Source organism: Streptomyces sp. NPDC047014, assembly GCF_040644195.1.
Taxonomy (GTDB): domain Bacteria; phylum Actinomycetota; class Actinomycetes; order Streptomycetales; family Streptomycetaceae; genus Streptomyces.
Genome location: NZ_JBEYVX010000023.1, coordinates 1 through 25,518, shown reverse-complemented (window position 1 = coordinate 25,518; position 25,518 = coordinate 1). Strand labels below are relative to the sequence as shown.

The window sequence follows — 25,518 nt, the reverse complement described above, 5'->3', positions numbered from 1 at the left end:
CGGTCAGCTGGTGCGGCCCTTGGCGTCGAAGTCCTTCATCCGGTCCAGGACGCCGTCGGCGGTGGGCGCGTACATCTCGTCGACGATCCGGCCGTCGGCGAGGAAGATGACGCGGTCGGCGTAGGAGGCGGCGACGGGGTCGTGGGTGACCATCACCACGGTCTGGCCGAGCTCGCGGACGGAGTTGCGCAGGAAGCCGAGGACCTCGGCGCCGGAGCGCGAGTCCAGGTTTCCGGTGGGCTCGTCACCGAAGATGATCTCGGGGCGGGCGGCGAGGGCGCGGGCGACGGCCACACGCTGCTGCTGGCCGCCGGAGAGCTGGGTCGGCCGGTGGCCGAGGCGGCCGGAGAGGCCGACCATGTCCACGACGGTGTCGAGCCACTGCTTGTCGGGCTTGCGGCCCGCGATGTCCATGGGGAGGGTGATGTTCTCCAGGGCGGTCAGCGTCGGCAGCAGGTTGAACGCCTGGAAGATGAAGCCGATCTTGTCGCGGCGCAGCTGCGTGAGCTGCTTGTCCTTGAGGGTGCTCAGCTCGGTGTCGCCGATGCGGACGGAGCCGGCGGAGAAGGTGTCCAGACCGGCGACGCAGTGCATCAGGGTGGACTTGCCGGAGCCCGAGGGGCCCATGATCGCGGTGAACTGCCCCTGGCCGAAGTCGACGGAGACGTTGTCCAGCGCGACCACCTGGGTCTCGCCCTGGCCGTACACCTTCGACAGGTCGCTGGCGCGCGCGGCCACGCCCTGGGCGGTGTGCGGGGCGTAGTTCATGGTGGTCACGGGAGGGCTCCTCGGGCTTCGGTGCGCGGACCCTTCCATCCTCACCGGGCGCACCCCCGCCGGGGATCAGCCGCCGTGCCTGTTCAACGGCCCACTGGAGGCTGATCCCCGGCGGGGGTTCCTCCTCCTCTGGTATGACAGGAGCGTCCGCCGGGAGGTGGGCGGGGGCGTCGCGGGGGCCGTTCGGCGGGCCCGTCGGCGGGGGTGGCGCGGAGGGGTGGCGGACGGGGTGGCGCGGGACATCGAAATCCCGTCATTCCCGCACAGGTGGTGATCGACGTCCAGAACGGGCCGACCGCGCAATCTGGGGCCTGACGGACCCTCAAGCGCCAATAAAATCAGACAACATCGACCCATCGCCTGATCAGCGCCCAGGCCGTTACGGATAGGCTCGGCCCAGCGTTCACGGCTTTTTCCACGGGGGCCGCTACGCCCTGCCCGGATGGTGGAATGCAGACACGGCGAGCTTAAACCTCGCTGGCCTTCGGGCCGTGCCGGTTCGAGTCCGGCTCCGGGCATTACCCCCACACCCGCCTGACCCGCGGGAAGGGACCCTGCGCCGGCGGCCGGCCGGGGGCCGGCGTGGGCGGCGGAGACGGCAGCGGCGGTCCGGGGCCGGGCGGCAGCCGGGGTCCTCCGGGTGATCCGCGCTTGCCCATACCGAGCTTCCTCCCGTTGAGTCCGTAGATGCCGAGCGGGGGAAAGAGCTCCACCCGGGCGGGGCAGCCGGCCTGCGCGCAGGGGATGCACACGAGGTCCCGGCCGCGATCGCGATGAGTGGTACGGGCGGCCTGCACGGGCTCGCGCCAGCACGCCTCGCAGACGGTGACGTCGGTCGCGGAGGCGGCGTACTCGGTACTGATCACCACGGATCCGGCGAGACGCGGTACCCGGCGGCCCGGATCGCGCCCGTCGCCCGCTCCCGCCACCCGGGCGCGGGGGCGGCGGCTTCGGTGACGGCCATGAGGGGTTCTCCTTCGACGGGGTGCGTACGGGGTCAGGTGATGCCGTACGGGCCGCCGCGCGGGCAGCCGGTGGCGTGGACGACGGCTCCGCCCTCGGGCCCGCCCAGCGGCAGCGGCAGGGCTCCGCACAGGCAGGGTTGCGGGGGAGGCCGGTCGGGCTGCTGGTAGGTGATCGGCGCCTCGGGCATCACTGCACCGCCACGATGTTCGCGACGGCGGTGGTGGTCTCCCGCCCACCCCGCACCGGCCGGATATACGCAAGCTCCACCCACAGCGCGCCCTCGGTCCCCACGTCCTCATGCACGACCGCCATCAGAATCCCCTCCGTGCCCGACGCGAGATCCCGGACCGGTTTGTGGAGCAGGGCGTGCGGCAGATGTTCTTTCGCGTCGTGGGGAATGGCCATGGGGGCTCCCTACCGTCGTCAGCGGGTGGTGCATCAGAGCGTGACGAAACGGGCTCCGCAGGCGCCAGGAATGTGCACCGATGTTCACGGTGAAGCCCGATTCAGACGGTCCGACCGCGAGCCCTTGACCTTGCAACCAGCGCCCGCCACCGTGGTGTTCATCCGTGCACAACCCGAGCAACGGAGGGCACCATGTCACTACGTTTCGTAGGCATCGACCCGAGCAGCCACGACGGGGAAAGCCCCACAGTGTGGGTGGACGAGGAACACCGGGAGTTCGTGTTTCAGGGGTGGAAGCCCGGTGCCGAACTGGAGGCCGAGTGCGCGGCCCTCGAGCTGCCCGGGCACGGGGTGGGCATCCCGGAGGGGGAGGCGGTGGTGCGGATTCCCGCGCGCATGGTGCACATGATCAGGGAGGCGTGCGATGCCCTTGACCGTACCTAGCTGGCCCGAACTCCTGGGTGCTGCTGAACACTCGGCTGTCCACCTGGAGACCCGCGATGCCTACGCGGTCGACTACGAGACCGGCCCGTTCGCGGACTGGCGTGCCGGCCACCGCCACAACCCGGCCGACCGGGCGGCCTGGTGGCGTCCGTGGCTGGACATCATCGCCTCCACCGTCGGTCGCGGAGTCAGCGTGCGTCGGGCCCGCATCGTGTCGGAACCCGTCAGCGAGTACACCCGGTTCCTCTACGACGGGACGTTCACCAACGTCGCAGCCGGAGAGGACATCCGCTGGCTTCCGCGGCGGCAGGCCAGTGACATCGCCCTGCCCGGCAATGACTTCTGGCTCATCGACGGACGGCTCATCCGGTGGAATCATTTCACCGGTGACGGGCAGTCCGCCGGAGGCGAGATGAGTGAGGACCCGGCCGCGGCCAAGCTGTGCGCGGACGCCTTCGAGGCGGTCTGGGCACGGGCGGTACCGCACGACGGCTACGAAATCAGGTAGGCGAAGCCCGGCTCATGTCCGTATCCCCGTCATCGGCGGCGCAGGCCGCCCGCCGCAGCGTGGCCCACCGCCTGCGTGAGCTGCGCGCGGAGGCGGGTCTCAGCGGCACTGAGCTGGGCACACGCTGCGGCTGGACGCACTCCAAGTCCTCCCGCATCGAGAACGCCCGTACACCGCCGACCCCGGAGGACATTCGCAGGTGGTGCGAGGCGTGCGGTGCCGGCGGACAGGCCCGCGACATCATTGCCCAGTCCCAGAACGCGGAGTCGCTGTACACCGAGTGGCGGCGTCGCACCCGGAGCGGCCTCAAGCAGCTTCAGCACAGCTATGTGCCGTTGTTCCGGTCCACCCGCCTGTTGCGCGTCTACTCCGCGACGCTCCTGCCGCACTTCGTACAGACCGAGGGGTACGCCACCGGCCTGCTCACTGCGATCACCGGGTTCCGGGAGATCCCCGACGATGTCGCCGAAGCCGTCGCCGCCCGTATGCAGCGCAACCGCATCCTGCGCGAGCCGGGCCGCCGGTACCTCCTCCTGGTCGAGGAGTCCGCGCTCCGTCACCAGCTCGCCGACACCGAGGCGATGGCCGCTCAGCTCGGCCACCTGATGACCGTGGGCGCGATGCCGTCCGTCAGCCTCGGGATCATTCCCACGGGCACTCCGCACCGCGCTCAGTGGCCGCTGGAGACGTTCCACATGTACGACGACACCCTCGTGTCCGTGGAGCTCCTCTCCGCGCGTGTCACCGTGACCCAGCCGAGCGAGATCGCCCTCTACGAGAAGGCATTCGCCGCCCTGCAGCAGATGGCCGTGTACGGGCCGGACGCCCGCGCGCTGATCATGAGCGCGATCTCGGCTCTGCAATAGCCCCGGGCCCCCGGGAAACACCGCAGGCCAGCCAGGAGGGTGGGCCCCGTACGGGCCGGGATTTTTACGCTGCGCGTTGCCGTCGCTTCTCCTAAGATCCTCCTCCAGCAGTAGGGTGGTTTTTTTGCGAGCGCATTACTCTTGATGCAAGGCCGCGCACGGTGGCCACGGAGGAGTGAGATGAGGAGCAGTAACCCGGTCTTCTCGCGACGGGGGTTCAGCCGCGACAACGGTGCCTATGCGGGCTTTGACGCGCAGCACCAGCAGGCCGGGACCAACCCGTACGCGACGAACCCGTATGCGACCGACCCGGCCACGGGTATGCCGCAGGCGCCGGCGCGCACCAACGCGATGACCATCGACGACGTCGTGAGCCGTACGGCCATGACGCTCGGCGTGCTCGTCGTGACGGCGACCCTTTCGTGGGTGCTGCTGCCCGTCGACGCGGCCAACATCAACAAGTCCTACGGCATCGCCATCGGCGCCGCGCTCGTCGCGTTCGTCTTCGCGATCATCCAGTCGTTCAAGGCCAAGGCGTCTCCCGGCCTGATCCTGGCCTACGCCGCCTTCGAGGGTGTCTTCCTCGGCGTCCTCAGCGCCGCGACCAGCACCTACTTCGGCGCCGGCGTGGTCATCCAGGCCGTGATGGGCACGATGTGCGTCTTCGCCGCCGTGCTTTTCGCGTACAAGATGCGCTGGATCCGCGTCACCCGCCGTTTCTACGGCTTCGTGATGGCCGCCGCCCTCGGCTTCATCCTGCTGATGCTGGCGAACACCCTGTTCGCCGTCTTCGGCGGCGGTGACGGCCTCGGCTTCCGCAGCGGCGGCCTCGGCCTGCTGTTCGGTGCCATCGGCGTCATCCTCGGCGCCTGCTTCCTCGCCCTGGACTTCAAGCAGGTCGAGGACGGCATCGCCTACGGTGCCCCCCGCGAGGAGGCGTGGCTGGCGGCCTTCGCCCTCACCATGACCCTGGTGTGGATCTACGTCGAGATGCTGCGGATCTTCCAGATCCTCTCCGGCGACGACTAGCCGGGCCGGCGGTCGATGACCGCCTGTCCGCAGTGCACAAGGAAGGCCCCGTGAGCTCGCCGCTCGCGGGGCCTTCCCATGTCAGGGTGCGGATCCGAGGGGGGAGGGGGAGTCAGCCGAACCTGCGGGCGGCTCGTCGCAGGTCGTACTCGTGGATGATCGCCTTGGCCTGGCCGTACGACAGCTCGTGCGCGCCGCGCAGCCAGCTGACCTTGTCCTCGAACCGGACGAGGGAGGGACCGTCGTCGACGGCGCGGAGCCAGTCGGTGAGATCACGACCGGTGGTCTGGGGGATTCTGTCGATCATGTTGCGGTGGGTCTGTTCGGAGAACTCAACGGACATGGGCGCCTCCGGAGGTGTGGCCGTGCTGTCCTTCACGCCACCGTGCCGGAGAGTTCGCCCGTTGGCAATGGCGCCCGGGCGCCGCGTAAGGTCGGCCGCGTGCTGGATACCGCGCCCCTGAGCGCCGCCGTGGAACGTTTCGCCGACCGGCTGCGCGCCGCCCCGCAGAGCCGCCTCCAGCAGGGGGCCGCCGCCGCGGCGCTGGAGCTGGCCCGCGAGCTCTCCGTACGCGCGCACGGCCTGGAGGCCCCCGGTACGGAGCCCCGGGAGATGCCCGACGCCGGCCTGTTCGTCGTCGGCGACCAGGTCTCCGTGGCCGGGCTGGACCTCGCGGAGGCCCTGCGTACCGCCCCGGCGCCCGACGCCACCGCCCCGGACAGCGCGAAGGCCCCGTCCGAGATGCTGGACGAGGCCGTGCGGCTGGTGGAGCGGGCGGAGATCAGAGCGATGCGATGACCCGGTCCGCCAGGATGTAGACGTTGCTCTCCGGGTCCTCGGAGTCCCCGCAGGAGAAGGTCAGCGCGTAGGCGCCGGAGATGCCCGAGCCGCCCAGCAGCACCGGCGCCGTGCCCGAGCGCAGCGCCTCGGCCAGCCGCTCCGCGGTCTCCCGGTGGCCGGGGGTCATGCAGAGCGTGGTGCCGTCCGTGAACACGTACACGTCCAGCGTGCCCAGCGGGCCCGGACGGACGTCCGCGAGGGCCGTACGGGCCTCCGCGAGCTCCTCCAGGCGGTTCACGGTGCGCTCGTGGTCCGCGCCCGGGTGCGCGGCCTGCACCGGTACGAAGTCCGGGTGCGAGGGGTGGCGCCGGCGCGCGGCGGCCAGCTCGGCCGAGTCCTCCGGGTAACCGGGGAGGTCGTCCAGGACCTCCTCGCCCAGGACGGGCTCCAGGCCCACCAGATCGGCCTGCCGGGGCAGGAACACCGGGCTGTCCTCGCCGAGGCCGGGCAGACCGCCCAGCAGCGAGGGCGCGTCGGCGGCGTCACGGGCCTCCTGCGCGGCCCAGAAGGCCCGCGCCTCGGCCAGCTCGCGCTCGCGCTCCTCGGCCAGGGCCTCGGCCACGGCGGCCCGTATCTCGGCGGCGGGGGACTGCACGGCGTTGCGGGCGTGCGGGACGGTCGCACCGCGCGGGTGGACCGGTGCCGTCAGCTCGCTGCGCAGGGCGGCGACCTGCTTGCGCAGACCGTGGACGGCGTGCAGAGCAGCAGCGCCCACGGCCGTGGCAGCGGCCGTGGTCAGCAGCAGGGCAAGAGACATGGCGCTCACTGACTAACTCCTGAGGTGATTCGATCCCCCGACTTCCTACATCAGAGTGTCCCGGCCTGGGAATGGCGTGCAGTGCATTACGTCACGAAATGGACAGGGCTTTCGTCACACCGGAACCCCTCCGTCCGCCGCTGACCTGGGTAAACACCGATCCCCCAGGACGTAGGTCACATCCTGGGGGATTTTCGGTCACAGGTCGGCGGCGGCGGGGTTAGAACCCATGTCAGTACGGGCCGCGGGTCCTTGGGGCATCTGCCCCGCTTCTTGATCGGGTCACCAGGCCCTCACCCTCCGCCACCAAAAGCGGTGCTCAGCTCAGCCGCTCGCTCTTGTGGTCGCGCTGAGCTTCGCCACCGCTGCGGGCAGGTGCCGCGCTCGTTCCTCGCACGACCCCTACCCTCCGCTCCGGCTCAGCTCAGCCGCTCGATCACCATCGCCATGCCCTGGCCGCCGCCCACGCACATCGTCTCCAGGCCGAACTGCTTGTCGTGGAACTGGAGGCTGTTGATCAGCGTGCCGGTCAGGCGGGCGCCGGTCATCCCGAAGGGGTGACCCACGGCGATGGCCCCGCCGTTGACGTTCAGCTTGTCGAGCGGGATCCCCAGGTCGCGGTAGGACGGGATGACCTGCGCCGCGAACGCCTCGTTGATCTCGAACAGGTCGATGTCGCCGACCGTCAGACCGGCCCGCTTGAGGGCCTGCTTCGACGCCTCGACCGGGCCCAGGCCCATGATCTCGGGGGAGAGGCCCGTGACACCGGTGGAGACGATCCGGGCCAGCGGGGTCAGGCCCAGCTCCCGCGCCTTGGTGTCGCTCATGATGACCAGCGCGGCGGCGCCGTCGTTCAGCGGGCAGCAGTTGCCCGCCGTCACCAGGCCGTCGGGACGGAAGACCGGCTTGAGGCCCTGCACGCCCTCCAGGGTCACGCCCGCGCGCGGGCCGTCGTCCGTGGAGACGACCGTGCCGTCCGGGGTGGTGACCGGGGTGATCTCGCGCGCCCAGAAGCCGTTCTTGATGGCCTCCTCGGCCAGGTTCTGCGAGCGGACGCCGAACTCGTCCATGTCCTGGCGGGTCACGCCCTTGAGGCGGGCCAGGTTCTCGGCGGTCTGGCCCATCGCGATGTACGCGTCCGGGACCAGGCCGTCCTCGCGCGGGTCGTGCCAGTCCGAGCCCTCGCTCTGCGCGACGGCGGCCGTGCGGGCCTCGGCGTCGCCGAAGAGCGGGTTGTGGGTGTCCGGGAGGCCGTCCGAGGAGCCCTTGACCGAACGGGAGACCATCTCGACGCCCGCGGAGATGAACACATCGCCCTCGCCCGCCTTGATGGCGTGCAGCGCCATCCGGGAGGTCTGGAGCGAGGAGGAGCAGTAGCGGGTGATGGTGGCGCCCGGCAGGTAGTCCATGCCCATCTGCACGGCCACGATGCGGGCCAGGTTGTGGCCCTGCTCGCCGCCCGGCAGGCCGCAGCCCAGCATCAGGTCGTCGATGTCGCGCGGGTCCAGCCCGGGGACCTTCGCCAGCGCCGCCTGGATGATCGTCGCGGTCAGGTCGTCCGGGCGGACGTCCTTGAGGGACCCCTTGAAGGCGCGCCCGATGGGGGAGCGGGCGGTGGAAACGATGACGGCTTCGGGCATCGGGGCTCCAAGGGTGTGTTGCGGCTCTGTGCGGGACCGCATGCGAAGTTACCGCCCCGTACGGTCCAGGTCACCGGCGGGGGCGTGTGACACCGGCCGCAATCGGGCGGCCGGGAGGCCGCGCTGCGGCAGCCTCGCGGCCGCGACGCGGCGGCCCGGAGGCCGCGTTCCCGCGGCCACCGGAACGAACGATCGCACGGCCCCCTCACGGCACCGGTGCCTCCGGTGTCCCCGCCGGACGGGCCGGGTCCGTCGCGGGCACCCGCCGCCGGCGGCGGTGCTTGAGCAGTACCCAGGGGCCGCGGAGCGCGGTGACCTCCGTACCGGCCTCGCCCGCCGCGGCCGAGGCCGCCTTCGCCACCGGGAGCATGTCCTCGTCCCGCGAGATGTCCAGCCGGTCCGACTCCGGCCACAGCGCCAGCGCCGCGCACAGCGTCGGCAGCACGGCCATGGCGGCGGTCGCGTAGCCCTCCGCCGACGGGTGGTAGAAGTCCGGGCCGAACATCTCGCGCGGGTTCGCGGCGAACTCCGGGCCCAGCAGGTCCCCCATCGAGACCGTACGGGCGCCCAGCGCGACCACCCCTATGGTCTGCGCGGCGGCGAGCTGGCGCGAGACCCGGCGGGCCAGCCAGCGCAGCGGCTGGTAGACCGGCTCGATCGTGCCCAGGTCCGGGCAGGTGCCCACGACCACCTCGGCGCCTGCCATCCGCAGCCGCCGCACGGCCGCCGTCAGCAGCCGCACCGACTGCGTCGGCGGCATGCGGCGCGTCACGTCGTTCGCGCCGATCATGATCACGCAGACGTCGGGGGGCGGGGCGTCCCCGTCCAGCAGCAGGCCCACCTGCCGGTCCAGATCGTCCGACATCGCCCCCGACAGGGCCACGTTCCGCAGCCACACCGGCCGCTCCGCCACCGCCGCCAGCCCCGAGGCCAGCAGCGCCGCCGGGGTCTGCCGGGCCCGCCGTACGCCCAGCCCCGCGGCCGTGGAATCGCCCAGCATGCCCAGCCGCAGCGGCCCCGGGCTCAGCTCCGGCCCGCCGAACTCGCTCCCGTACAGCCCGTCCGCCCGGGGCGGGTCCGGCAGGCCCGATCCCACCGTGCGTTTCGCGAACTGCATCTCCGCCAGCACCAGGCCCACCGCGGCGGCCCCGACCAGGCCGATGCCGCCGCCGCCGTACGCCGCCCCCGCCGCGATCCGGCGGGCCGTTCTCGCCCTGGACATCCCTCGGGCCACCTCCTCCTCGCGTCCCACTGACCCCTACCTGCCCCGTACGAGCGGTCGGTCAATCCCTTTCCGCATACCCTGGCCGGACCTCCCGGAGAACCCGTGGAGTCCCCTCCTTGGAGAACATGGTGCAATTCCACGACTCGATGATCAGCCTCGTCGGCAACACCCCGCTGGTGAAGCTCAACCGTGTGACCGACGGCCTGCAGGCCACCGTCCTTGCGAAGGTCGAGTACTTCAATCCCGGTGGATCCGTGAAGGACCGGATCGCCGTACGGATGATCGAGGCCGCCGAGCAGAGCGGAGCCCTCAAGCCCGGCGGCACCATCGTGGAGCCGACCAGCGGCAACACGGGTGTCGGACTCGCCATCGTGGCCCAGCAAAAGGGCTACAAGTGCATCTTCGTCTGCCCGGACAAGGTCTCCCTGGACAAGATCAACGTCCTGCGGGCCTACGGTGCCGAGGTCGTCGTCTGCCCGACCGCCGTCGACCCCGAGCACCCGGACTCGTACTACAACGTCTCGGACCGCCTCGTGCGCGAGACCCCCGGTGCCTGGAAGCCCGACCAGTACAGCAACCCGAACAACCCCCGTTCGCACTACGAGACCACCGGTCCGGAGCTGTGGGAGCAGACGGAGGGCAAGATCACGCACTTCGTCGCGGGCGTCGGGACCGGCGGCACCATTTCCGGTACCGGCAACTACCTCAAGGAGGTCAGCGCCGGCAAGGTCAAGGTCATCGGCGCCGACCCCGAGGGCTCCGTCTACTCCGGCGGCTCGGGCCGTCCGTACCTGGTCGAGGGCGTCGGCGAGGACTTCTGGCCGACCGCCTACGACCCGAACGTCACCGACGAGATCATCGCGGTGTCCGACAAGGACTCCTTCCAGATGACGCGCCGGCTGGCCAAGGAGGAGGGCCTGCTCGTCGGCGGCTCCTGCGGCATGGCCGTGGTCGCCGCGCTCAAGGCCGCGGAGGGCCTGGGGCCGGACGACGTGGTCGTCGTGCTGCTGCCGGACAGCGGCCGCGGCTACATGAGCAAGATCTTCAGCGACGAGTGGATGGCGGGGCACGGCTTCCTGGAGGAGGCCGGGCCGTCCGCGCGCATCGGTGACGTGCTCGACGACAAGGACGGCGGGATCCCCTCGCTGGTGCACATGCACCCGGAGGAGACCGTCGGCCAGGCCATCGAGGTCCTGCGCGAGTACGGCGTCTCCCAGATGCCGATCGTCAAGCCGGGCGCGGGCCACCCCGACGTCATGGCCGCCGAGGTCATCGGCTCGGTCGTCGAGAAGGAGCTGCTGGCGGCCCTGTTCGCGCAGCGCGCCTCCCTGACGGACCCGCTGGAGAAGCACATGAGCTCCCCGCTGCCGCAGGTCGGCTCCGGCGAGCCGGTCTCCGACCTGATGGCCGTCCTGGGCGAGGCCGACGCGGCCATCGTCCTGGTCGAGGGCAAGCCGACGGGCGTCGTCAGCCGCCAGGACCTCCTGGCCTTCCTGGCGAAGGCCCCGAAGTAGCCGCTACGGGTCCGCGCCCGCCCGTCGCGCAAACGGTACGGGCCGGACACGTGACAGCAGCACGGCCTTAACACGACTACGGCACAGTGGTGGTCGTCGGCAGGGAACACCGGGCGACCGGAACCCCGGCCGACGCCACCGACGGCGTACGCGCACCTCCGGAGCGGCTCCCGGACCGCACGCACGCCACGGACGCGGACGGCCCTGACCCGGCCGTGTCCTCCGCGGAGACCGCCGTCGTCCCGCCCCTCGCCGCAAGACGAGGGTGCGGCGGTCTCCGCGGGATTTTTCCTGCCCTCGTCGGTCGGGGGCGCCGAAACCCAGCCCCCAGCTGACCCGTCTCAATGAAGTCTGACTGGTCTCATCGGAGTTTGACCGCACCGGGGTCGGCCCGTCCATCAGCGGCACGGCTGCTGGCCGTGGCAATGAACCGCCGGCGTGGCTCCATCAGACCGTGAGCTGACGGACCTGTCCGGGGTCGAGGTGCAGCTCGTACGGGGTCGAGCAATCGCTGATCACCGTGCCCACCGGAGCGCCGCACGGGCATCGGCGGTTCATCCCGCCCTGGCCCGACAGACCGCAGCAGCCGACATCCTCGAAGCTCGGGGCACGGACCGACTCCAGGCTCGGCGCGTCTTCAGGATGAAGAACCACCGTGTCCCGTGGCCCTGCAGACATCAGGAAGTCGTCACCGTCCGGATCGAAAACGCACGGACCTCCCGGGAAGATCGCCACCGGATCCTCGCACGGCACGAACGGTGCGCCCCAGGGCTCCGGTTCCACTGCGAAGCACCCCCGTGGCACGGTGGCGGACGCCGTCCGCGTCCCACCCTGCTTCAAATAGCTCTGGTCCATCGGACGGGCGGGGATCTGAGTCAACTCGGTCAACGGCCCCGTGATCGCAGAACCGCAGGCCACACACTGAAACACTGTCACCCGGAGTTCCTAACACCCCCCTACAGACCCGCCAACCCATTTAGCCTCCGACCAGGGCACTCAGGCCGAGCCGACCGGGCCGGAGCATCATCTCTGGACCTGGTGGTCAAGCTTCGATGAGACAATCCCGCCCCGGTCAGACTTCGGTGAGACTCGTCAAACTTCGACGAGACGGGTCACCAGCCCTGGAGGACCGGGGCGCCAAATCCAGCCATGCCTGGGGGTACCTCCCAGCGGTAGCTGGGGGAGTTTGAGGCGCGGGGTCCGGGGCGGAGCCCCGCAGCGGTGCCGCAGTCGGGCACAGCGTGGCTCAGGACAACGAATCGGGCCGGGCTCGCCGCAGGCGGGTGGCGTGGATGAGGTTGACGCCCACGATGCCGGCCCAGGCGACCACCAGCCCCTTGAACCCCGTCTGCACCGCGGCAACCGCCGAAAGCGGAATCGCCAGCACCAGCGTGATGACCGCGAAGCCGAACCGCTCGCCGAAGTTCTCCCCCGCGCCGCCGTCCTCCCGCGCCTCCGCGACCCTCCGCTCCGCCAGCCTCCGCCGCACCTGCGTGTCGACCTTCTCGACGAACGAGTCCACCAGCGCGGCCTCGTACTCCGGATCCAGCTCCCGCCGGGCCCGCAGCGTGGCGTCGAGTTCCTTCTTCAGCTCTTGGGTGTGGGCGTCCATGCCCCCACGGTAGGAACGCCCGCCGCCCCCGGCACTGGTGCTGGCCCCCCTATCCGCCCGCCCGCACGCCCCTCCGCACACCCATCCGCATCGCGGGCACCGGCTTGCCCCGTTGCATAAGCGCATGCAGAGTGCTCCGTGACTGAATAATCCACCGGGACGGAGGGGGACGGGATGAACGACAGCCCGGCCGGGCGGCTCCAGGCGCTGTTCGAGGGGCATCGGCTGACGCCGACCCAGCGGCGGATCGCGCACTGCATGGTGCGCGGGGCGGCGGAGGTGCCGTTCCTGTCGAGCGTGGAGCTCGCCGAGCTCGCCGGGGTGAGTCAGCCCTCGGTGACCCGCTTCGCCGTGGCCCTCGGCTTCGACGGCTACCCCGCGCTCCGCCGCCACCTGCGCGAGGTGACCCCCGTGGAGCGGGCGGCTGCCGCCGTGCTGGAGACCACGTACAACGAGTACCAGCAGGCCGTACTCGGCGAGATCGAGAACCTGCGGCAGCTCGCGGAGCTGCTGGCCGACCCCGCGCCCGTCCAGGAGGCCGGCCGGCTGCTCGCCGCCTCCCGCCCGCTGCCGGTGCTCGGGCTGCGCGCCGCGTCCTCGCAGGCGCGCGGGTTCGCGTACTTCGCGGCCAAGGTGCACCCGGACGTCCGGCTCCTCGACGAGGGCGGCTCGATGATGGAGGACCGCATCGACGCCGCCCTGTACGACGGCGCCACCGCGCTGCTGTGCTTCGCGCTGCCCCGCCACCCGCGCGAGGTCGTGGACACCCTGGAGCACGCGCGGGCGGCCGGGCTGACCGTGGTCACGGTCGCGGACTCCGCCTTCGCGCCCGTCGCCCGCCACTCCGACCTGCTGATCCCGGCGCCCGTCGGCACCGGGCTGGCCTTCGACACGGCGTGCGCGCCGATGCTGCTGGGGCGGGTGCTGCTGGAGTCGATGGCCGACGCGCTGCCCGACGCGCAGGCCCGCCTGGAGGACTTCGACACGCGCGCGGCGGCCCGCGGCCTGTTCGTGGAGTAGCCCCGGCGCCCGCGGAGCTGCCTACAGCGCTCCGCCCGCCTCCGCGACGATCTCCGCGAGGCTCTGCGCGGGCCGGACCTGCGTGAACCGGACCGCGCCCTCCTCCGTCACCGAGAAGCCGTGCACCGCGGGCCTCGGCAGGCTGTTGTAGCCGTAGTGGGCGGTGAAGAAGTACGCGCCGGTGTCCGGGACGCCCACCAGGTCGCCCGGGGCCAGCGGCGGCAGCTCCCGGCCCGAGGCCAGCAGGTCCCCCGCGAAGCAGGCCGGGCCCGCGATGTCCTGGGCCACCGGTACGCCGGTCCGCGGGGCGCCCGTGGCGTCGTAGGGCAGGATCCGCACCGGCCAGGCCGCCGGGGCGTAGGCGGTGCGGGTGGCGACCTGGACCCCGGCGTGGGTGAGCGCGATGGGCCGGGAGCCGCTGCTCTTGGTGTACTCCACCCGGGCGAGGACCAGGCCGTGCCGGGCGAGCAGGGACCGGCCGAACTCGGTGACCAGGCCGTAGGAGCCGTCGAAGAGCGCGGGGACGGCCGCGTGCAGGGCGGCCACGTAGTCGGCGTGGGTGGGGGTCTCCTCGTCCGAGCCGAAGTTCACCGGGAGCCCGCCGCCGATGTCGAGGGTGTCGACCTGGCGGCGGCCGGCCGCCGCGTTGATCTCCTCGGCGAGCGCGTGCAGTTCCCGTACGCCCTCCGCGATCAGGCGCAGCGGCACGCCCTGGGAGCCGGAGTGGATGTGCAGCCGGGTGAGCCAGGGGCGCTCCAGGAAGGCTCCTACGACGCGTTCGCGCGCCCCGGGGTCGCGCAGCGCGACCCCGAACTTCGAGGTCGAGGTGGCGGTGGAGAGGGCGTCGATGGCGCCGGCGCCGGTCTGCGGGTTGATGCGCAGGCCGAGGGGGGAGGCGGTCGGGGCGGGGGCGTTCGCGGCGGCGGTCGGGGCGGCGGCGGTCGGGGCGGAGGCGAGGAGGGCGTCGAGGCGGTCCAGCTCCTGGAAGTTGTCGGCGTTGACGGCGACGCCCAGCGCCAGGGCCTCGCGCAGCTCGGCGGGCGTCTTGGCGGGGGAGTCGAGCACGATCCGGTGCGCGGGGACCCCGGCGGCCCGGGCCAGCGCCAGCTCGCCGGGCCCGGCCACCTCGCAGCCGAGCCCGGCCGCCGCGAGCAGCCGCAGCACGGGCACCAGTGGGCACGCCTTGACGGCGAAGGCGTGCAGGACGGGGGTGCCGGGGGCCGCGGCCGCCGCGAAGGCGGCCGTGAGGGCGGCGGCGGAGGCCCGGATCCCGTCGGTGTCCAGCAGGCAGGCCAGGGGCGGCGCGGGATCGGCCGCGCCGACGATCCCCTGCGCGACGGCGGCCCGTACGGCCAGATCACGGCGTGCTGCGGTGTCCTGGATGCCCATGCCCGCCATCCCATCACCCGAAGGGGGTGCCCGCAGCTGTTGACTGAATCTATTCAGCGAGCGAGGATGTGAATGGATTGACCAACATCGGAGGAGGCAACGCCATGTCAGGACCCCGCCCCGTACGCGCCGCACGAGGCACCGAGCTGAGCACCCTGGGATGGCAGCAGGAGGCCGCCCTGCGGATGCTCCAGAACAACCTGGACCCGGAGGTCGCGGAGCACCCGGACAAGCTCGTCGTCTACGGCGGCACGGGCAAGGCCGCCCGCGACTGGCGCTCCTTCGACGCGATGGTCCGCACCCTGCGGACCCTCAAGCAGGACGAGACGATGCTCGTCCAGTCCGGCCGCCCCGTCGGCGTGATGCAGACCCACGAGTGGGCGCCGCGCGTCCTGCTCGCCAACTCCAACCTGGTGGGCGACTGGGCCAACTGGGAGGAGTTCCGCCGCCTGGAGCAGCTGGGCCTGACCATGTACGGCCAGATGACCGCCGGTTCCTGGATCTACATCGGCACCCAGGGCATCCTCCAGGGCACCTACGAGACCTTCGCCGCCGTCGCCGCGAAGAAGTTCGGCGGGACCCTCGCGGGCACCATCACCCTCACCGCCGGGCTCGGCGGCATGGGCGGCGCCCAGCCGCTGGCCGTCACCATGAACGACGGCGTCGCGATCTGTATCGACGTGGACCCGCGCGCCATCGAGCGCCGCATCGAGCACCGCTACCTGGACGTCAAGGCCGACAACCTGGCCCACGCCCTCCAGCTGGCCGTCGAGGCCCGCGACGCCCGCCGCCCGCTCTCCATCGGCCTGCTCGGCAACGCCGCCGAACTGCTCCCGCAGATGCTCGCCGAGGGCGCCCCGGTCGACATCGTGACGGACCAGACCTCCGCCCACGACCCGCTGGCCTACCTGCCCGTCGGCGTCGACTTCGAGGACATGGCCGCCGCCGCGGCCAAGGACCCGGCCGGTTTCACCACCCGCGCCCGCGAGTCCATGGCCCGCCACGTCGAGGCCATGGTCGGCTTCATGGACGCCGGCGCCGAGGTCTTCGACTACGGCAACTCCATCCGCGGAGAGGCCCAGCTCGCCGGCTACGACCGCGCCTTCGCCTTCCCCGGCTTCGTCCCCGCCTACATCCGCCCCCTGTTCTGCGAGGGCAAGGGCCCCTTCCGCTGGGCGGCCCTCTCCGGCGAGGCGTCCGACATCGCGAAGACCGACAAGGCGATGCTGGAGCTCTTCCCGGAGAACGAGTCCCTGCACCGCTGGATCAAGATGGCCGGCGAGCGCGTCCACTTCCAGGGCCTGCCCGCCCGCATCTGCTGGCTCGGCTACGGCGAGCGCGACAGGGCCGGTGAGCGCTTCAACGACATGGTCGCCTCCGGCGAGCTGGCCGCCCCGCTGGCCATCGGCCGCGACCACCTCGACTGCGGCTCCGTGGCCTCCCCGTACCGCGAGACCGAGGCCATGCTCGACGGCTCCGACGCGATCGCGGACTGGCCGCTGCTCAACGCCATGGTCAATGTCGCCTCCGGCGCCTCCTGGGTCTCCCTGCACCACGGCGGCGGCGTCGGCATGGGCCGCTCCATCCACGCAGGCCAGGTCACCGTCGCCGACGGCACCCCGCTCGCGGGCGAGAAGATCCGCCGCGTCCTCACCAACGACCCGGGCATGGGCGTCATCCGCCACGTCGACGCCGGCTACGACATCGCGGAGAACGTGGCCGACGAGCGCGGCGTCCGCGTCCCGATGCGCGAGGGCGACGACGCGTGAGCGACAACCCCGCAGGGGCGGCCTCGTTCCACACCATGTGGGACGAGCTCGCCCCCATCGGCCGGAACACCGGCACCGGCGGCTACCGCCGCTACGCCTGGACCGGGGCCGACGCCGACTGCCGGACCTGGTTCCAGGAGCAGGCCGAGGCCCGCGGCCTGGCGTACGAGACCGACCGCAACGGCAACCAGTGGGCCTGGCTCGGCGACCCCCTCGCGGGCGACGCCGTCGTCACCGGCTCGCACCTGGACTCCGTACCCGACGGCGGGGCCTTCGACGGCCCCCTCGGCGTGGTGTCCTCCTTCGCGGCCCTGGACGAACTCCGCGGGAGGGGAGTGGAGTTCCGCAGGCCGCTGGCCATCACCAACTTCGGTGACGAGGAAGGCGCCCGCTTCGGCCTCGCCTGCGTCGGCTCCCGGCTCAGCGCCGGGCAGCTGACCCGCGAGAAGGCGTACGAGCTGCGCGACGCCGACGGCGTCAGCCTGCCCCAGGCCATGGAAGCCGCCGGCTACGACCCGGATTCCATCGGGGCCGACCCCGAACGGCTGGCCCGTATCGGCGCCTTCGTCGAGCTGCATGTGGAACAGGGCCGCGCCCTGGACCTGTCCGGGGACCGCGTCGGCATCGCCTCCGCGATCTGGCCGCACGGCCGCTGGCGGTTCGACTTCCGGGGCGAGGCCAACCACGCGGGCACCACCCGGCTCGTGGACCGCCGCGACCCGATGCTGACGTACGCGGCGACCGTGCTGGCCGCCCGCACCGAGGCGGCCCTCGCCGGGGCCGTCGCCACCTTCGGAAAGATCTCCGTCGAGCCCAACGGGGTCAACGCCATCCCCTCGCTGGTGCGCGGCTGGCTCGACTCCCGCGCCGCCGACCAGGCCACCCTGGACACGGTCGTCACCGCCATCGAGAAGGCCGCCCGCGAGCGCGCCGACCAGGACGGCATCGACCTCGGGATCGTCCGGGAGTCCTTCACCCCGGTCGTGGAGTTCGAGCACGCCCTGCGGGACGAGATGAACCGCATACTCGGCGGCTCCGTGCCCGTCCTCGGCACCGGCGCGGGACACGACGCGGGCATCCTCTCCGCCGCCGTCCCGACCGCGATGCTGTTCGTACGCAACCCGACCGGCGTCTCCCACTCCCCGCGGGAGTTCGCCGCCGAGGACGACTGCGTGGCCGGAGTGCTCGCGCTCGCCGACGTACTGGAAGGACTCGCATGCAGCTGACGGGGCCCGCGCCGGCCACGGCGAAGACGTACTGGCTGGAACACGCCTGGCTCGGCACCCATGTCGAGCCGGGCGTGGCCCTGGAGGTGTCGGCCGACGGCCGCATCGCGGCCCTGCGCACCGGTGCGCAGACCCCTCCGCCCGGCGCGGAGATCCTGCGCGGCCTGACCCTCCCGGGCCTGGCCAACGCGCACAGCCACGCCTTCCACCGGGCCCTGCGCGGGGCCGTCCAGGTCGGCTCGGGCACCTTCTGGACCTGGCGCGAGCTGATGTACCGGGCCGCCCAGAACCTCACCCCGGACAGCTACTTCGCGCTGGCCCGCGCGGTGTACGCGGAGATGGCCCTGGCGGGCATCACGAACGTGGGCGAGTTCCACTACGTCCACCACGCCCCCGGCGGCACCCCGTACGCCGACCCCAACGCCATGGGCGAGGCCCTGATCGAGGCCGCCGCCGCGGCCGGTATCCGGATCACCCTCCTCGACACCGCCTACCTCTCTTCCGGCTTCGGCGAAGCCCCCAACGCCCACCAGCGGCGCTTCTCGGACGGCAGCGCCGACGCCTGGGCCGCCCGGGTCGACGCCCTCAAGCCCCGCCCGCACGCCCTGATCGGCGCGGCCGTGCACTCGGTCCGCGCGGTGCCCGCCGACCAGCTGGCCACCGTCGCCCGCTGGGCGGAGGAGCGCGGGGCGCCGCTGCATGTGCACCTCTCGGAGCAGACCGCCGAGAACGACGCCTGCCAGGCTGCCCACGGCCGCACCCCCGCCCAGCTGCTCGCGGACCACGGGGTGCTCGGCCCGCGCACCACCGGCGTGCACAACACGCACCTCACGGACGCGGACATCGCGCTCCTCGGCGGCAGCGGCACCGGCACCTGCATGTGCCCCACCACCGAACGCGACCTGGCCGACGGCATCGGCCCCGCCACCCGCCTCCAGCGGGCGGGCAGCCCGCTCTCCCTCGGCAGCGACAGCCACGCGGTGATCGACCTCCTGGAGGAGGCCCGCGCGATGGAGCTCAACGAGCGCCTGCGCAGCCGTACGCGAGGCCACTGGACGGCCAACGCCCTCCTCACCGCCGCCACCGCCGACGGGCACGCGGCCCTGGGCCTGCCCGACGCGGGCCGCCTGGAGGCGGGCGCGCTCGCGGACTTCACCACGGTCGCCCTGGACTCCGTCCGCACGGCGGGCCCGCTGCCGAGGCTCGGCGCCGAGACGGCGGTCTTCGCCGCGACGGCCTCGGACGTCCGCCACACGGTGGTGGCCGGCCGCCACGTGGTCCGCGACGGCACCCACACCCTGGTCGAAAACGTCCCGTCCGCCCTGTCCGAAGCCATCGCCACCCTCCGCGCCTGACCGCCCGGCCGCTGCCCCGGAAGATCCAGCCCCGCCGGCGTTTGAGGCGCGGGGTCCGGGGCGGAGTCCCGGGAAACGGAGAAAGGGCGGGGCGGGGGACAAGCAAGCCCTGAGAGGAACCCAGTGACCACCACGGCCATCACCAACATCGCCAGCCTCGTCACCAACGACCCCGCCCTCGGCGACGGCACCCCCCTCGGCCTGATCGAGAACGCGGCAGTCGTCATCGAGAACGACCGCATCGCGTGGGTCGGCCCGACCACCCAGACCCCCGCCACCGACGCCCGCGTTGACGCCGAGGGCCGCGCCGCCATCCCCGGCTTCGTGGACAGCCACAGCCACCTCGTCTTCGCCGGCGACCGCACCCAGGAGTTCAACGCCCGCATGTCGGGCCGCGCCTACTCCGCCGGCGGCATCCGCACCACCGTCGCCGCCACCCGCGCCGCCACCGATGCCGAACTGGAGGCGGGCCTGGTCCGCCACCTCGACGAGGCCCGCCGCCAGGGCACCACCACCTTCGAGACCAAGTCCGGCTACGGCCTCACCGTCGCCGACGAGGCCCGCGCCCTGCGCATCGCCGCTGCGCACACCGAGGAGGTCACCTACCTCGGCGCGCACATCGTCTCCCCGGACTACGCCGAGGACCCGGCCGGCTACGTCGACCTCGTCACCGGCGAGATGCTGGCCGCCTGCGCCCCGTACGCCCGCTGGGTGGACGTCTTCTGCGAGAAGGGCGCCTTCGACGGCGACCAGGCCCGCGCCATCCTCACCGCCGGCGCCGCCGCCGGGCTGATCCCGCGCGTCCACGCCAACCAGCTCTCCTACGGCCCCGGCGTCCAGCTCGCCGTCGAGCTCGAAGCCGCCTCCGCCGACCACTGCACGCACCTCACCGACGCCGACGTCGACGCCCTCGCGCAGGCCGCGGACACCACGGTCGCCACCCTGCTGCCCGGCGCCGAGTTCTCCACCCGCGCCCAGTGGCCCGACGCCCGCCGCCTGATCGACGCGGGCGCCACCGTCGCCCTGTCCACGGACTGCAACCCGGGCTCCTCGTACACCAGCTCCATGCCCTTCTGCATCGCCCTCGCCGTCCGCGACATGCGGATGACCCCCGACGAGGCCCTGTGGTCCGCCACCGCGGGCGGCGCCCGCGCCCTGCGCCGCACGGACATCGGCACCCTCACCCCGGGCGCCCGCGCCGACCTCGCCCTCCTGGACGCCCCGAGCCACGTCCACCTCGCCTACCGCCCGGGCGTCCCCCTGATCACCACGGTCTGGCAGCGGGGCGTGCGGGTGCACTGAGCGGCGTCAGAGGCGGACGCCGCGGCCGATCAAGGTGCCGATGTGTCCTTCGACGGGGGCGTTCAGCTCGGTGACGGACACATCGGTGAACCCGGCGGCGGTGAGCCACCCCGCCCACGCGTCGAGCGGGTACGAGTACCGGTACGTGAACATCGCCGGGCCCGCGAACCCGCCCTTGTACATGCCCTGCGGGCCGTACGCGCCGGGGATCGCGGGCGGCTGGGAGAACGCGAACACGCCGCCGGGGTTGAGGCGGGCAGCGACGAGGGGGAACAGCAGCTCGGGGGCGGTGAACCAGACCGCGCCGAAGATCGAGTAGATGGCGTCGTAGTTCCGGGGGTCCTCCCCGAGGTGGTCGAGGACTTCCGCGCACACGAACTCCGCCCCGAGGTGCCCGTACCGTTCGCGGGTCCGGGCGACGGCGACCGGGGAGAGGTCGACACCGACGGCCTTGACGCCTCGGGAGGCCAGGTGGGCGAGTGCGCGGCCGGTGCCGGGGCCGATCTCGAGGGCGCTCGCAGGATCGCCGAGCAGGGCGGGCCCGGGGTCGGCGGGATGGTCGGCGTACTGCGTCCAGCGGAAAACCGGCTCGCCGTCGGGAAGCCCCTTGAACGCACTGGCGGCAAAGGTGTCCCAGAGGGCGCGCTCGTGGTCGTAGTTGTGCGGGGCGACGGTCATGGCGGATTCCTTCACACGAAGCGGCCAGGCCCGCCGGAAGCCCGACGGGCCCCACACCTTAGAGGCGCCCCAAGACAACCGCGGCGGCTTCCGGCCGCGCGGAGGGGTGTCAGTGCGAGTCGGGGACCTTGGAGTCGCAGGGGGAGCAGTTGGCTCCGTCACGCGACCACAGTTCCTCGTCCGGATCGAAGCCGATGGAGCGCAGGAATTCCGCGGTGCTGGTGACGGTGCCGTCGTTGCGGCGCTGGATGAACGGGGCGTGGTGCTTGTACTCGCCGCCGTTGTAGAGCTCGCAGAGAGCGAAGTAGACGGGGGTGTCCAGGATGAGCTGGTGCACACCGATGTCGACGACCTTGCCCACGCCGAGGTGCACCTCGGGGTGCTCCATGGTGGCGATCACGTACATGACGCCGTTCGAGAGGATGCGTTCGGCCGTCTCGCGGGTCGTGACCTCGTCGCGGAGCAGCAGGGCGATCTCGCGTTCCCAGACGGTCAGGCCGCTGTCGAGAACGTTCACGGTGAGGTGCCGGAGGCGGGGAGCCACAGCGTTCAGAAGGTCTCGGGGGTCGCGGGTCCTGGCGACGGCGGGCTGTTCGGAGATGACGGTCACGGGGTGGTGCTCCTCTCGGATCGGTTGAGCGTGAGCGGGGCGGCGCATGAGGACGTGCGGGGGCCGGCGGCCAGGGGCGAACGGCCCGGAGGTGCTGGGGATGGGCGGCCCCGATGACAGGTAACCGCGCGATGGAGGGGTGTGAGTAGGGTGATTGCTCGACCCCAACAGCCCTTCGGCCAGGGCGATTTGACCCGGTGTTTACCTGACGCGGCGGACCGGGCGGGGCTACCGTGTGAGCGCATGGACAGAGCGCCGAACCGCGCATTGGTGGCATGGATGCAGGAGGCCGGGTACAGCTCCGCCGACCTGGCCGAAGAGGTGAACCGGGCGGTGGGCGAGCTGACCGGACGGCCCGGCGGACTGGACGACTCCTCCATCCGAGGGTGGCGGTCGGGCCGGGTGAAATGCCCGAAGTCGGCGCAGCTCGCGGCGCTGGAACTGATCAGCGGGCGCACCGCAGCCGCTTTGGGTTTTGTACGCCGGAGCAGACCCGCCCCTCACCAGGAGCCGCCCGTGAAACGCCGTGCCTTCCTCTCCTCGGCCGCCCTCGCGGCGGCAGCCGTGGGTCCGCCGCCGACGGTCGCACCCCGCCGGGTCGGCATGGCGGACGTCGCCCGGATCCAGCAGCGGTTCGCCGATGTCATCGCCTCGGACCACCGGCACGGCGGGCAGCTCGGTATCGAACGGCACGCGGCCGCGCTCGCCGACGATGCCCTCACCCTGCTCGACAGCGGGTCGGCGACGCAACGGGTCCGGGCGTCGATGTACGGGTCGGCGGTCTCGTTCCGGTCCTCGGCGATGTGGGCGGCGATCGACGGCCGCCGCTTCGCGGATGCCCGCAACCACATGCGGGTGGCGCAGGAGCTCGCGGAGCTGTCCGGCGACAGCACGATCAAGTTCCGGATCTGGTCGCACGCAGGGACGATGTACCGGCACATGGGGCGCCCGGCGGAAGCCGCGGCCGCGAACGACGTCGCCCGGGGTCTCTCCCTGTGCCGGAAGGACCCGGTCTTCGCCTCCCTCGGGCTCGCCCGGCACGGCGCGATCCACGCGGCGACCGGGGACCGGCAGGCGGCCCGGCGGGCGTTCGGCCAGGCGGAGGAGGTATTGCGGCGGGCGGATCCGGGCGAGCCCCGACCGGTATGGCTGAACGCTTTCTACGACGTTTCCGAAATCGACTCGCTCGCCCTCTCCGCCCACCTGTCGCTCGGCGACTGGGCGAGGGCCGAAGCGCACGGCCACCGGTGCCTTGCCGGGTTGCGCCCGTACATGGCGCGGTCGCGCGCCATCGCCACCGCCCGGCTGGCGCGGGCCCAGCTCGAACAGAGGGAGGCGGAGACCGCCGTGTCGACGGCCATGCTCGTCCCGGCCGCGGCCGGGGCCGGGCACCCCCGCGTGGCGAGGATGCTCGGACGGTTCACCGACCGGCTCGGTGAGATCGCCCCGCCGGGCGGCTGTGCGGACGCGTGGCGTTCACACAGGGAGCGGATGGCTGAGAGGGGTGTGCGATGACCGTTCCGCCGGCCGCCGTACGGCTGTACACGGCGCTGACGCCCGGCCTGCGCGCCGAGGTCGGCGCGGTGTACGCGGAGGTGCGGGCGCCACTGCTGGATCACCCGAACTACCAGGTGCCCGTGTTCCTCGAACGCCTGGACCGGCACGCTTCCGAACGCGGCTGGGCGGTCGCGGTGGCGTATGGCGAAGGCGGCCAAGCGGTGGGGTACGCGTACGCCAACACCATCGGCCCGGCCGACCGATGGTGGAAGCGCATGGCGGCGCCCGTCGCGGCCCCGTTCACGGGACAGGACGCAGTGGCAGTGAAGGAGATCGGCGTCGCCCCCGCGCACCGCGGGACCGGGCTCGCCCGGCAGATGCACGACGGGCTGCTAGCCGATCGCGCCGAGCTCTACGTGACGTTGATGGTGAACCCGGCCGCTGGGGACGGCAAGGTCATGCGCTTGTACGAAGGCTGGGGATACCGGGAGATCGGCGGGGTGCAGCCGTCCCCGGAGTCGCCGTGGCTCGTGTGCATGGGGCGCCCCACCCGGGTGTGAGCCCGTTCCGGGACGGTCCCGATCCCGGGGTGTCGTGTGTCTTCCCTCCGTAGGGGGCCCGGCGTACCTTGAGCCACCGATCTGATGTGGCGTCAGGTAATTGCGGCCCGAGGGGAAGACGAAGGTGTCCGACCGGAAACGTTCCACCGCGCGCGTGCTGGCCTCCGCGGTCGCCGGGGCGGCCGTGCTGTGTGCCGCGCCCGCGGCGCGGGCCGCCGTCGTCGACGTCGCCTACGACTGCAAGACCCCCATCGGGGACAAGTCGGCGGTGTCGCCCATCGACATCAAGGCCGTCAAGGAGGGCGACGGCTACAAGCTGACGGTGTCCTTCCAGAAGGGCGTCTCCTCCAGCCCCATCGAGCTCGGCAAGGGCGCCATGAGCCCCAGCGCCGTGGTCCTCGTCGGCGGGGCGGAGAAGACGACCGTGCCCGTGTCGGGGCCCGCCAATCCCGAGGCGGTGCCCGCCGATACGCCCATCAGGATCACCGACCTGTCCGGGACGTACACCCCGAAGAAGAGCGGCAAGGTCAGCTTCACCGCCGGGGTGCTCACCATCAAGGCGATGGGGACGACGACCACCTGTACCCCCGGGAACGGGCCCGGCCCGTCCCTGGAGCTCGATGTCACCGCTGCGGGAGGCGGGGCCGCGCCCCCCGAGAGCCTGCCGCAGACCGGTCCGGCCGATTCCGCCCTCGCCCTCGGCACCCTCGGCGGCACCGTGCTGCTCTCCGGGGCCGCGGGCATGCTCTGGCTGACCCGGCGCGGCCGGCGGGCCCGGTCCTGAGCGGGAGCGGCCCGGCCATGCCCGTGCCCGAGCCCCCCACGCGCAGGCGCGCCCCCCGGCTCCCCGTGTGCCTCGCCCTGCTCGTCACGGCCGCGCTGTACGCCGGCTCCGCGCGCCCCGCGGCCGCCGCCGACGACCCGCCGCCGGGCCCCGCGGCCGCCGCCGGGCCCGGGTGGAGCGCCGAGCCCGCCGCCGCGCGGCCCGGGGCGCGGCCGTACTTCTACCTCCAGGGCGCCCCCGGCAGCGTGCTGGAGGACCGCCTCGCGCTGGTCAACACCACCGACCGGGAACGCACCCTCACCCTGCGCGGAGCCGAGGCCGGGGAGGGGACCGAGGGGACCGGGGAAAGGGCCGACGCAGGAACCGGGGCCGGATCCTGGATCAGCTTCGGCGCCGGGGCCACCGTGCGGGTCCCGCCGCGCACCCGGGCCGTGGTCCCCTTCACCGTCACCGTGCCGCCCGCCTCCCCGCCCGGCGAGCACCCCGCCGCCGTGATCGCCGCCGAGCCGGGCCACGAGGCCGCCGTACGGGTCCACCTGCGGGTCAGCGGCCCGACCCTGGCCGCCCTCACCGTCGAGGACGTGGCCGTACGGGGCGAAGGCGCGGCCGCGGTCGTCGCGTACACCCTGGTCAACCGCGGCAACACCGCCCTCGCCCCCGAGGTCTCCCTCCGCGCCGAAGGCGCCTTCGGCGCGCGCCCCGGCCGCGCGCGGTAGAGCACACCTCTGAACTCCAGACACGAAC

The 25,518-nt window shown here is 72.5% G+C and carries 28 protein-coding genes and 1 tRNA gene; 16 read left to right on the top strand and 13 right to left on the bottom strand.

Translation table 11 applies throughout. From position 1 onward, the window contains the following. Positions 1-3: 3 nt before the first annotated feature. Complete coding sequence (locus tag ABZ873_RS16025) at positions 4-768, bottom strand: ABC transporter ATP-binding protein (protein ID WP_360871415.1); 765 nt, start codon at positions 766-768, stop codon at positions 4-6. Between the two features lie 445 nt (positions 769-1,213). Between ABZ873_RS16025 and ABZ873_RS16020 the strand changes: the two genes are divergently transcribed. Beyond that, a tRNA-Leu gene (locus ABZ873_RS16020) sits at positions 1,214-1,295 on the top strand. Here the strand turns inward: ABZ873_RS16020 and ABZ873_RS16015 are convergent. The 3 genes from ABZ873_RS16015 to ABZ873_RS16005 form a co-directional block, all read right to left on the bottom strand. Beyond that, the gene (locus tag ABZ873_RS16015) at positions 1,296-1,646 is read right to left on the bottom strand and encodes a hypothetical protein (RefSeq protein WP_360871292.1); all 351 of its coding nucleotides are present in this window, start codon (positions 1,644-1,646) and stop codon (positions 1,296-1,298) included. 128 nt (positions 1,647-1,774) lie between these two features. Then, positions 1,775-1,930: a hypothetical protein gene (locus ABZ873_RS16010; protein ID WP_360871289.1), complete on the bottom strand. Its 156-nt coding sequence runs from the start codon at positions 1,928-1,930 to the stop codon at positions 1,775-1,777. Beyond that, positions 1,930-2,148, bottom strand: a complete 219-nt coding sequence (locus ABZ873_RS16005; protein WP_360871286.1) for a hypothetical protein — start codon at positions 2,146-2,148, stop codon at positions 1,930-1,932. Before ABZ873_RS16005 ends, ABZ873_RS16010 begins: the two co-directional genes overlap by 1 nt. A gap of 192 nt (positions 2,149-2,340) precedes the next feature. Here ABZ873_RS16005 and ABZ873_RS16000 point away from each other — a divergent pair, with 192 nt between their 5' ends. The 4 genes from ABZ873_RS16000 to ABZ873_RS15985 all read left to right on the top strand — a co-directional run bounded on the left by ABZ873_RS16000 (position 2,341) and on the right by ABZ873_RS15985 (position 4,995). Then, entirely contained in the window at positions 2,341-2,592 is a 252-nt protein-coding gene (locus tag ABZ873_RS16000) for a hypothetical protein (protein ID WP_360871283.1), read from the top strand. Then, positions 2,573-3,100, top strand: coding sequence for a DUF6879 family protein (locus tag ABZ873_RS15995; RefSeq protein WP_360871280.1), 528 nt, complete (start codon positions 2,573-2,575; stop codon positions 3,098-3,100). Before ABZ873_RS16000 ends, ABZ873_RS15995 begins: the two co-directional genes overlap by 20 nt. A 14-nt stretch (positions 3,101-3,114) precedes the next feature. Beyond that, positions 3,115-3,966, top strand: a complete 852-nt coding sequence (locus ABZ873_RS15990) for a helix-turn-helix transcriptional regulator (RefSeq protein ID WP_360871277.1) — start codon at positions 3,115-3,117, stop codon at positions 3,964-3,966. A 180-nt stretch (positions 3,967-4,146) separates the two neighbouring features. After that, positions 4,147-4,995: a Bax inhibitor-1/YccA family protein gene (locus ABZ873_RS15985; RefSeq protein ID WP_360871274.1), complete on the top strand. Its 849-nt coding sequence runs from the start codon at positions 4,147-4,149 to the stop codon at positions 4,993-4,995. A gap of 112 nt (positions 4,996-5,107) precedes the next feature. Here the strand turns inward: ABZ873_RS15985 and ABZ873_RS15980 are convergent, their stop codons facing one another. After that, on the bottom strand, positions 5,108-5,338 hold the full coding sequence (locus ABZ873_RS15980) for a DUF4287 domain-containing protein (RefSeq protein ID WP_360871271.1): 231 nt from the start codon (positions 5,336-5,338) through the stop codon (positions 5,108-5,110). A 99-nt stretch (positions 5,339-5,437) separates the two neighbouring features. Here ABZ873_RS15980 and ABZ873_RS15975 point away from each other — a divergent pair, with 99 nt between their 5' ends. Continuing rightward, the gene (locus ABZ873_RS15975) at positions 5,438-5,794 is read left to right on the top strand and encodes a hypothetical protein (protein WP_360871268.1); all 357 of its coding nucleotides are present in this window, start codon (positions 5,438-5,440) and stop codon (positions 5,792-5,794) included. Here ABZ873_RS15975 and ABZ873_RS15970 read toward each other — a convergent pair. The 3 genes from ABZ873_RS15970 to ABZ873_RS15960 all read right to left on the bottom strand — a co-directional run bounded on the left by ABZ873_RS15970 (position 5,778) and on the right by ABZ873_RS15960 (position 9,455). After that, entirely contained in the window at positions 5,778-6,593 is an 816-nt protein-coding gene (locus tag ABZ873_RS15970; RefSeq protein ID WP_360871412.1) for a hypothetical protein, read from the bottom strand. The two genes, ABZ873_RS15975 and ABZ873_RS15970, sit on opposite strands and share 17 nt — an antisense overlap. Positions 6,594-7,012: 419 nt before the next feature. After that, a complete protein-coding gene (locus ABZ873_RS15965) occupies positions 7,013-8,233 on the bottom strand; it encodes an acetyl-CoA C-acetyltransferase (RefSeq protein WP_360871266.1) in 1,221 nt (406 codons plus the stop codon). A 205-nt stretch (positions 8,234-8,438) separates the two neighbouring features. Continuing rightward, positions 8,439-9,455 carry an SGNH/GDSL hydrolase family protein gene (locus tag ABZ873_RS15960; protein WP_360871263.1) on the bottom strand — a complete coding sequence of 339 codons (1,017 nt, stop codon included), beginning with the start codon at positions 9,453-9,455 and terminating at the stop codon, positions 8,439-8,441. Positions 9,456-9,586: 131 nt separating this feature from the next. Between ABZ873_RS15960 and ABZ873_RS15955 the strand changes: the two genes are divergently transcribed. Continuing rightward, positions 9,587-10,972 carry a cystathionine beta-synthase gene (locus ABZ873_RS15955; protein WP_360871409.1) on the top strand — a complete coding sequence of 462 codons (1,386 nt, stop codon included), beginning with the start codon at positions 9,587-9,589 and terminating at the stop codon, positions 10,970-10,972. A gap of 447 nt (positions 10,973-11,419) precedes the next feature. Here the strand turns inward: ABZ873_RS15955 and ABZ873_RS15950 are convergent, their stop codons facing one another. Further along, the gene (locus ABZ873_RS15950; RefSeq protein ID WP_360871261.1) at positions 11,420-11,755 is read right to left on the bottom strand and encodes a hypothetical protein; all 336 of its coding nucleotides are present in this window, start codon (positions 11,753-11,755) and stop codon (positions 11,420-11,422) included. A gap of 463 nt (positions 11,756-12,218) precedes the next feature. Beyond that, positions 12,219-12,584 carry a hypothetical protein gene (locus ABZ873_RS15945; RefSeq protein WP_360871258.1) on the bottom strand — a complete coding sequence of 122 codons (366 nt, stop codon included), beginning with the start codon at positions 12,582-12,584 and terminating at the stop codon, positions 12,219-12,221. Between the two features lie 174 nt (positions 12,585-12,758). Between ABZ873_RS15945 and ABZ873_RS15940 the strand changes: the two genes are divergently transcribed. After that, entirely contained in the window at positions 12,759-13,604 is an 846-nt protein-coding gene (locus ABZ873_RS15940) for a MurR/RpiR family transcriptional regulator (RefSeq protein ID WP_360871255.1), read from the top strand. Between the two features lie 21 nt (positions 13,605-13,625). On the opposite strand, the gene ABZ873_RS15935 is transcribed toward ABZ873_RS15940, so the two are convergent. Further along, complete coding sequence (locus ABZ873_RS15935; RefSeq protein WP_360871252.1) at positions 13,626-14,993, bottom strand: diaminopimelate decarboxylase; 1,368 nt, start codon at positions 14,991-14,993, stop codon at positions 13,626-13,628. Between the two features lie 104 nt (positions 14,994-15,097). Between ABZ873_RS15935 and hutU the strand changes: the two genes are divergently transcribed. The 4 genes from hutU (at position 15,098) to hutI (ending at position 20,645) form a co-directional block, all read left to right on the top strand. After that, the gene (hutU, locus tag ABZ873_RS15930; RefSeq protein WP_360871250.1) at positions 15,098-16,762 is read left to right on the top strand and encodes a urocanate hydratase; all 1,665 of its coding nucleotides are present in this window, start codon (positions 15,098-15,100) and stop codon (positions 16,760-16,762) included. A 35-nt stretch (positions 16,763-16,797) separates the two neighbouring features. Beyond that, positions 16,798-17,988, top strand: a complete 1,191-nt coding sequence (locus tag ABZ873_RS15925; RefSeq protein WP_360871406.1) for an allantoate amidohydrolase — start codon at positions 16,798-16,800, stop codon at positions 17,986-17,988. Then, a complete protein-coding gene (locus tag ABZ873_RS15920; protein ID WP_360871247.1) occupies positions 17,979-19,343 on the top strand; it encodes a formimidoylglutamate deiminase in 1,365 nt (454 codons plus the stop codon). The genes ABZ873_RS15925 and ABZ873_RS15920 overlap by 10 nt, the downstream gene beginning before the upstream one ends. A gap of 123 nt (positions 19,344-19,466) precedes the next feature. Further along, on the top strand, positions 19,467-20,645 hold the full coding sequence (hutI, locus tag ABZ873_RS15915; protein WP_360871244.1) for an imidazolonepropionase: 1,179 nt from the start codon (positions 19,467-19,469) through the stop codon (positions 20,643-20,645). A 6-nt stretch (positions 20,646-20,651) separates the two neighbouring features. Here hutI and ABZ873_RS15910 read toward each other — a convergent pair whose 3' ends face one another. Both ABZ873_RS15910 and ABZ873_RS15905 read right to left on the bottom strand, forming a co-directional pair. Beyond that, entirely contained in the window at positions 20,652-21,323 is a 672-nt protein-coding gene (locus ABZ873_RS15910; RefSeq protein WP_360871241.1) for a class I SAM-dependent methyltransferase, read from the bottom strand. Positions 21,324-21,432: 109 nt separating this feature from the next. Further along, positions 21,433-21,933 carry a hypothetical protein gene (locus tag ABZ873_RS15905; RefSeq protein WP_360871238.1) on the bottom strand — a complete coding sequence of 167 codons (501 nt, stop codon included), beginning with the start codon at positions 21,931-21,933 and terminating at the stop codon, positions 21,433-21,435. A gap of 243 nt (positions 21,934-22,176) precedes the next feature. Here ABZ873_RS15905 and ABZ873_RS15900 point away from each other — a divergent pair, with 243 nt between their 5' ends. The 4 genes from ABZ873_RS15900 (at position 22,177) to ABZ873_RS15885 (ending at position 25,490) form a co-directional block, all read left to right on the top strand. Continuing rightward, positions 22,177-23,448 carry an XRE family transcriptional regulator gene (locus tag ABZ873_RS15900; protein ID WP_360871235.1) on the top strand — a complete coding sequence of 424 codons (1,272 nt, stop codon included), beginning with the start codon at positions 22,177-22,179 and terminating at the stop codon, positions 23,446-23,448. Further along, a complete protein-coding gene (locus tag ABZ873_RS15895; protein WP_360871232.1) occupies positions 23,445-23,990 on the top strand; it encodes a GNAT family N-acetyltransferase in 546 nt (181 codons plus the stop codon). The genes ABZ873_RS15900 and ABZ873_RS15895 overlap by 4 nt, the downstream gene beginning before the upstream one ends. Positions 23,991-24,114: 124 nt before the next feature. After that, a complete protein-coding gene (locus ABZ873_RS15890) occupies positions 24,115-24,774 on the top strand; it encodes an LPXTG cell wall anchor domain-containing protein (protein WP_360871229.1) in 660 nt (219 codons plus the stop codon). 17 nt (positions 24,775-24,791) lie between these two features. Continuing rightward, positions 24,792-25,490, top strand: a complete 699-nt coding sequence (locus ABZ873_RS15885) for a hypothetical protein (protein WP_360871227.1) — start codon at positions 24,792-24,794, stop codon at positions 25,488-25,490. Positions 25,491-25,518 lie beyond the last annotated feature (28 nt).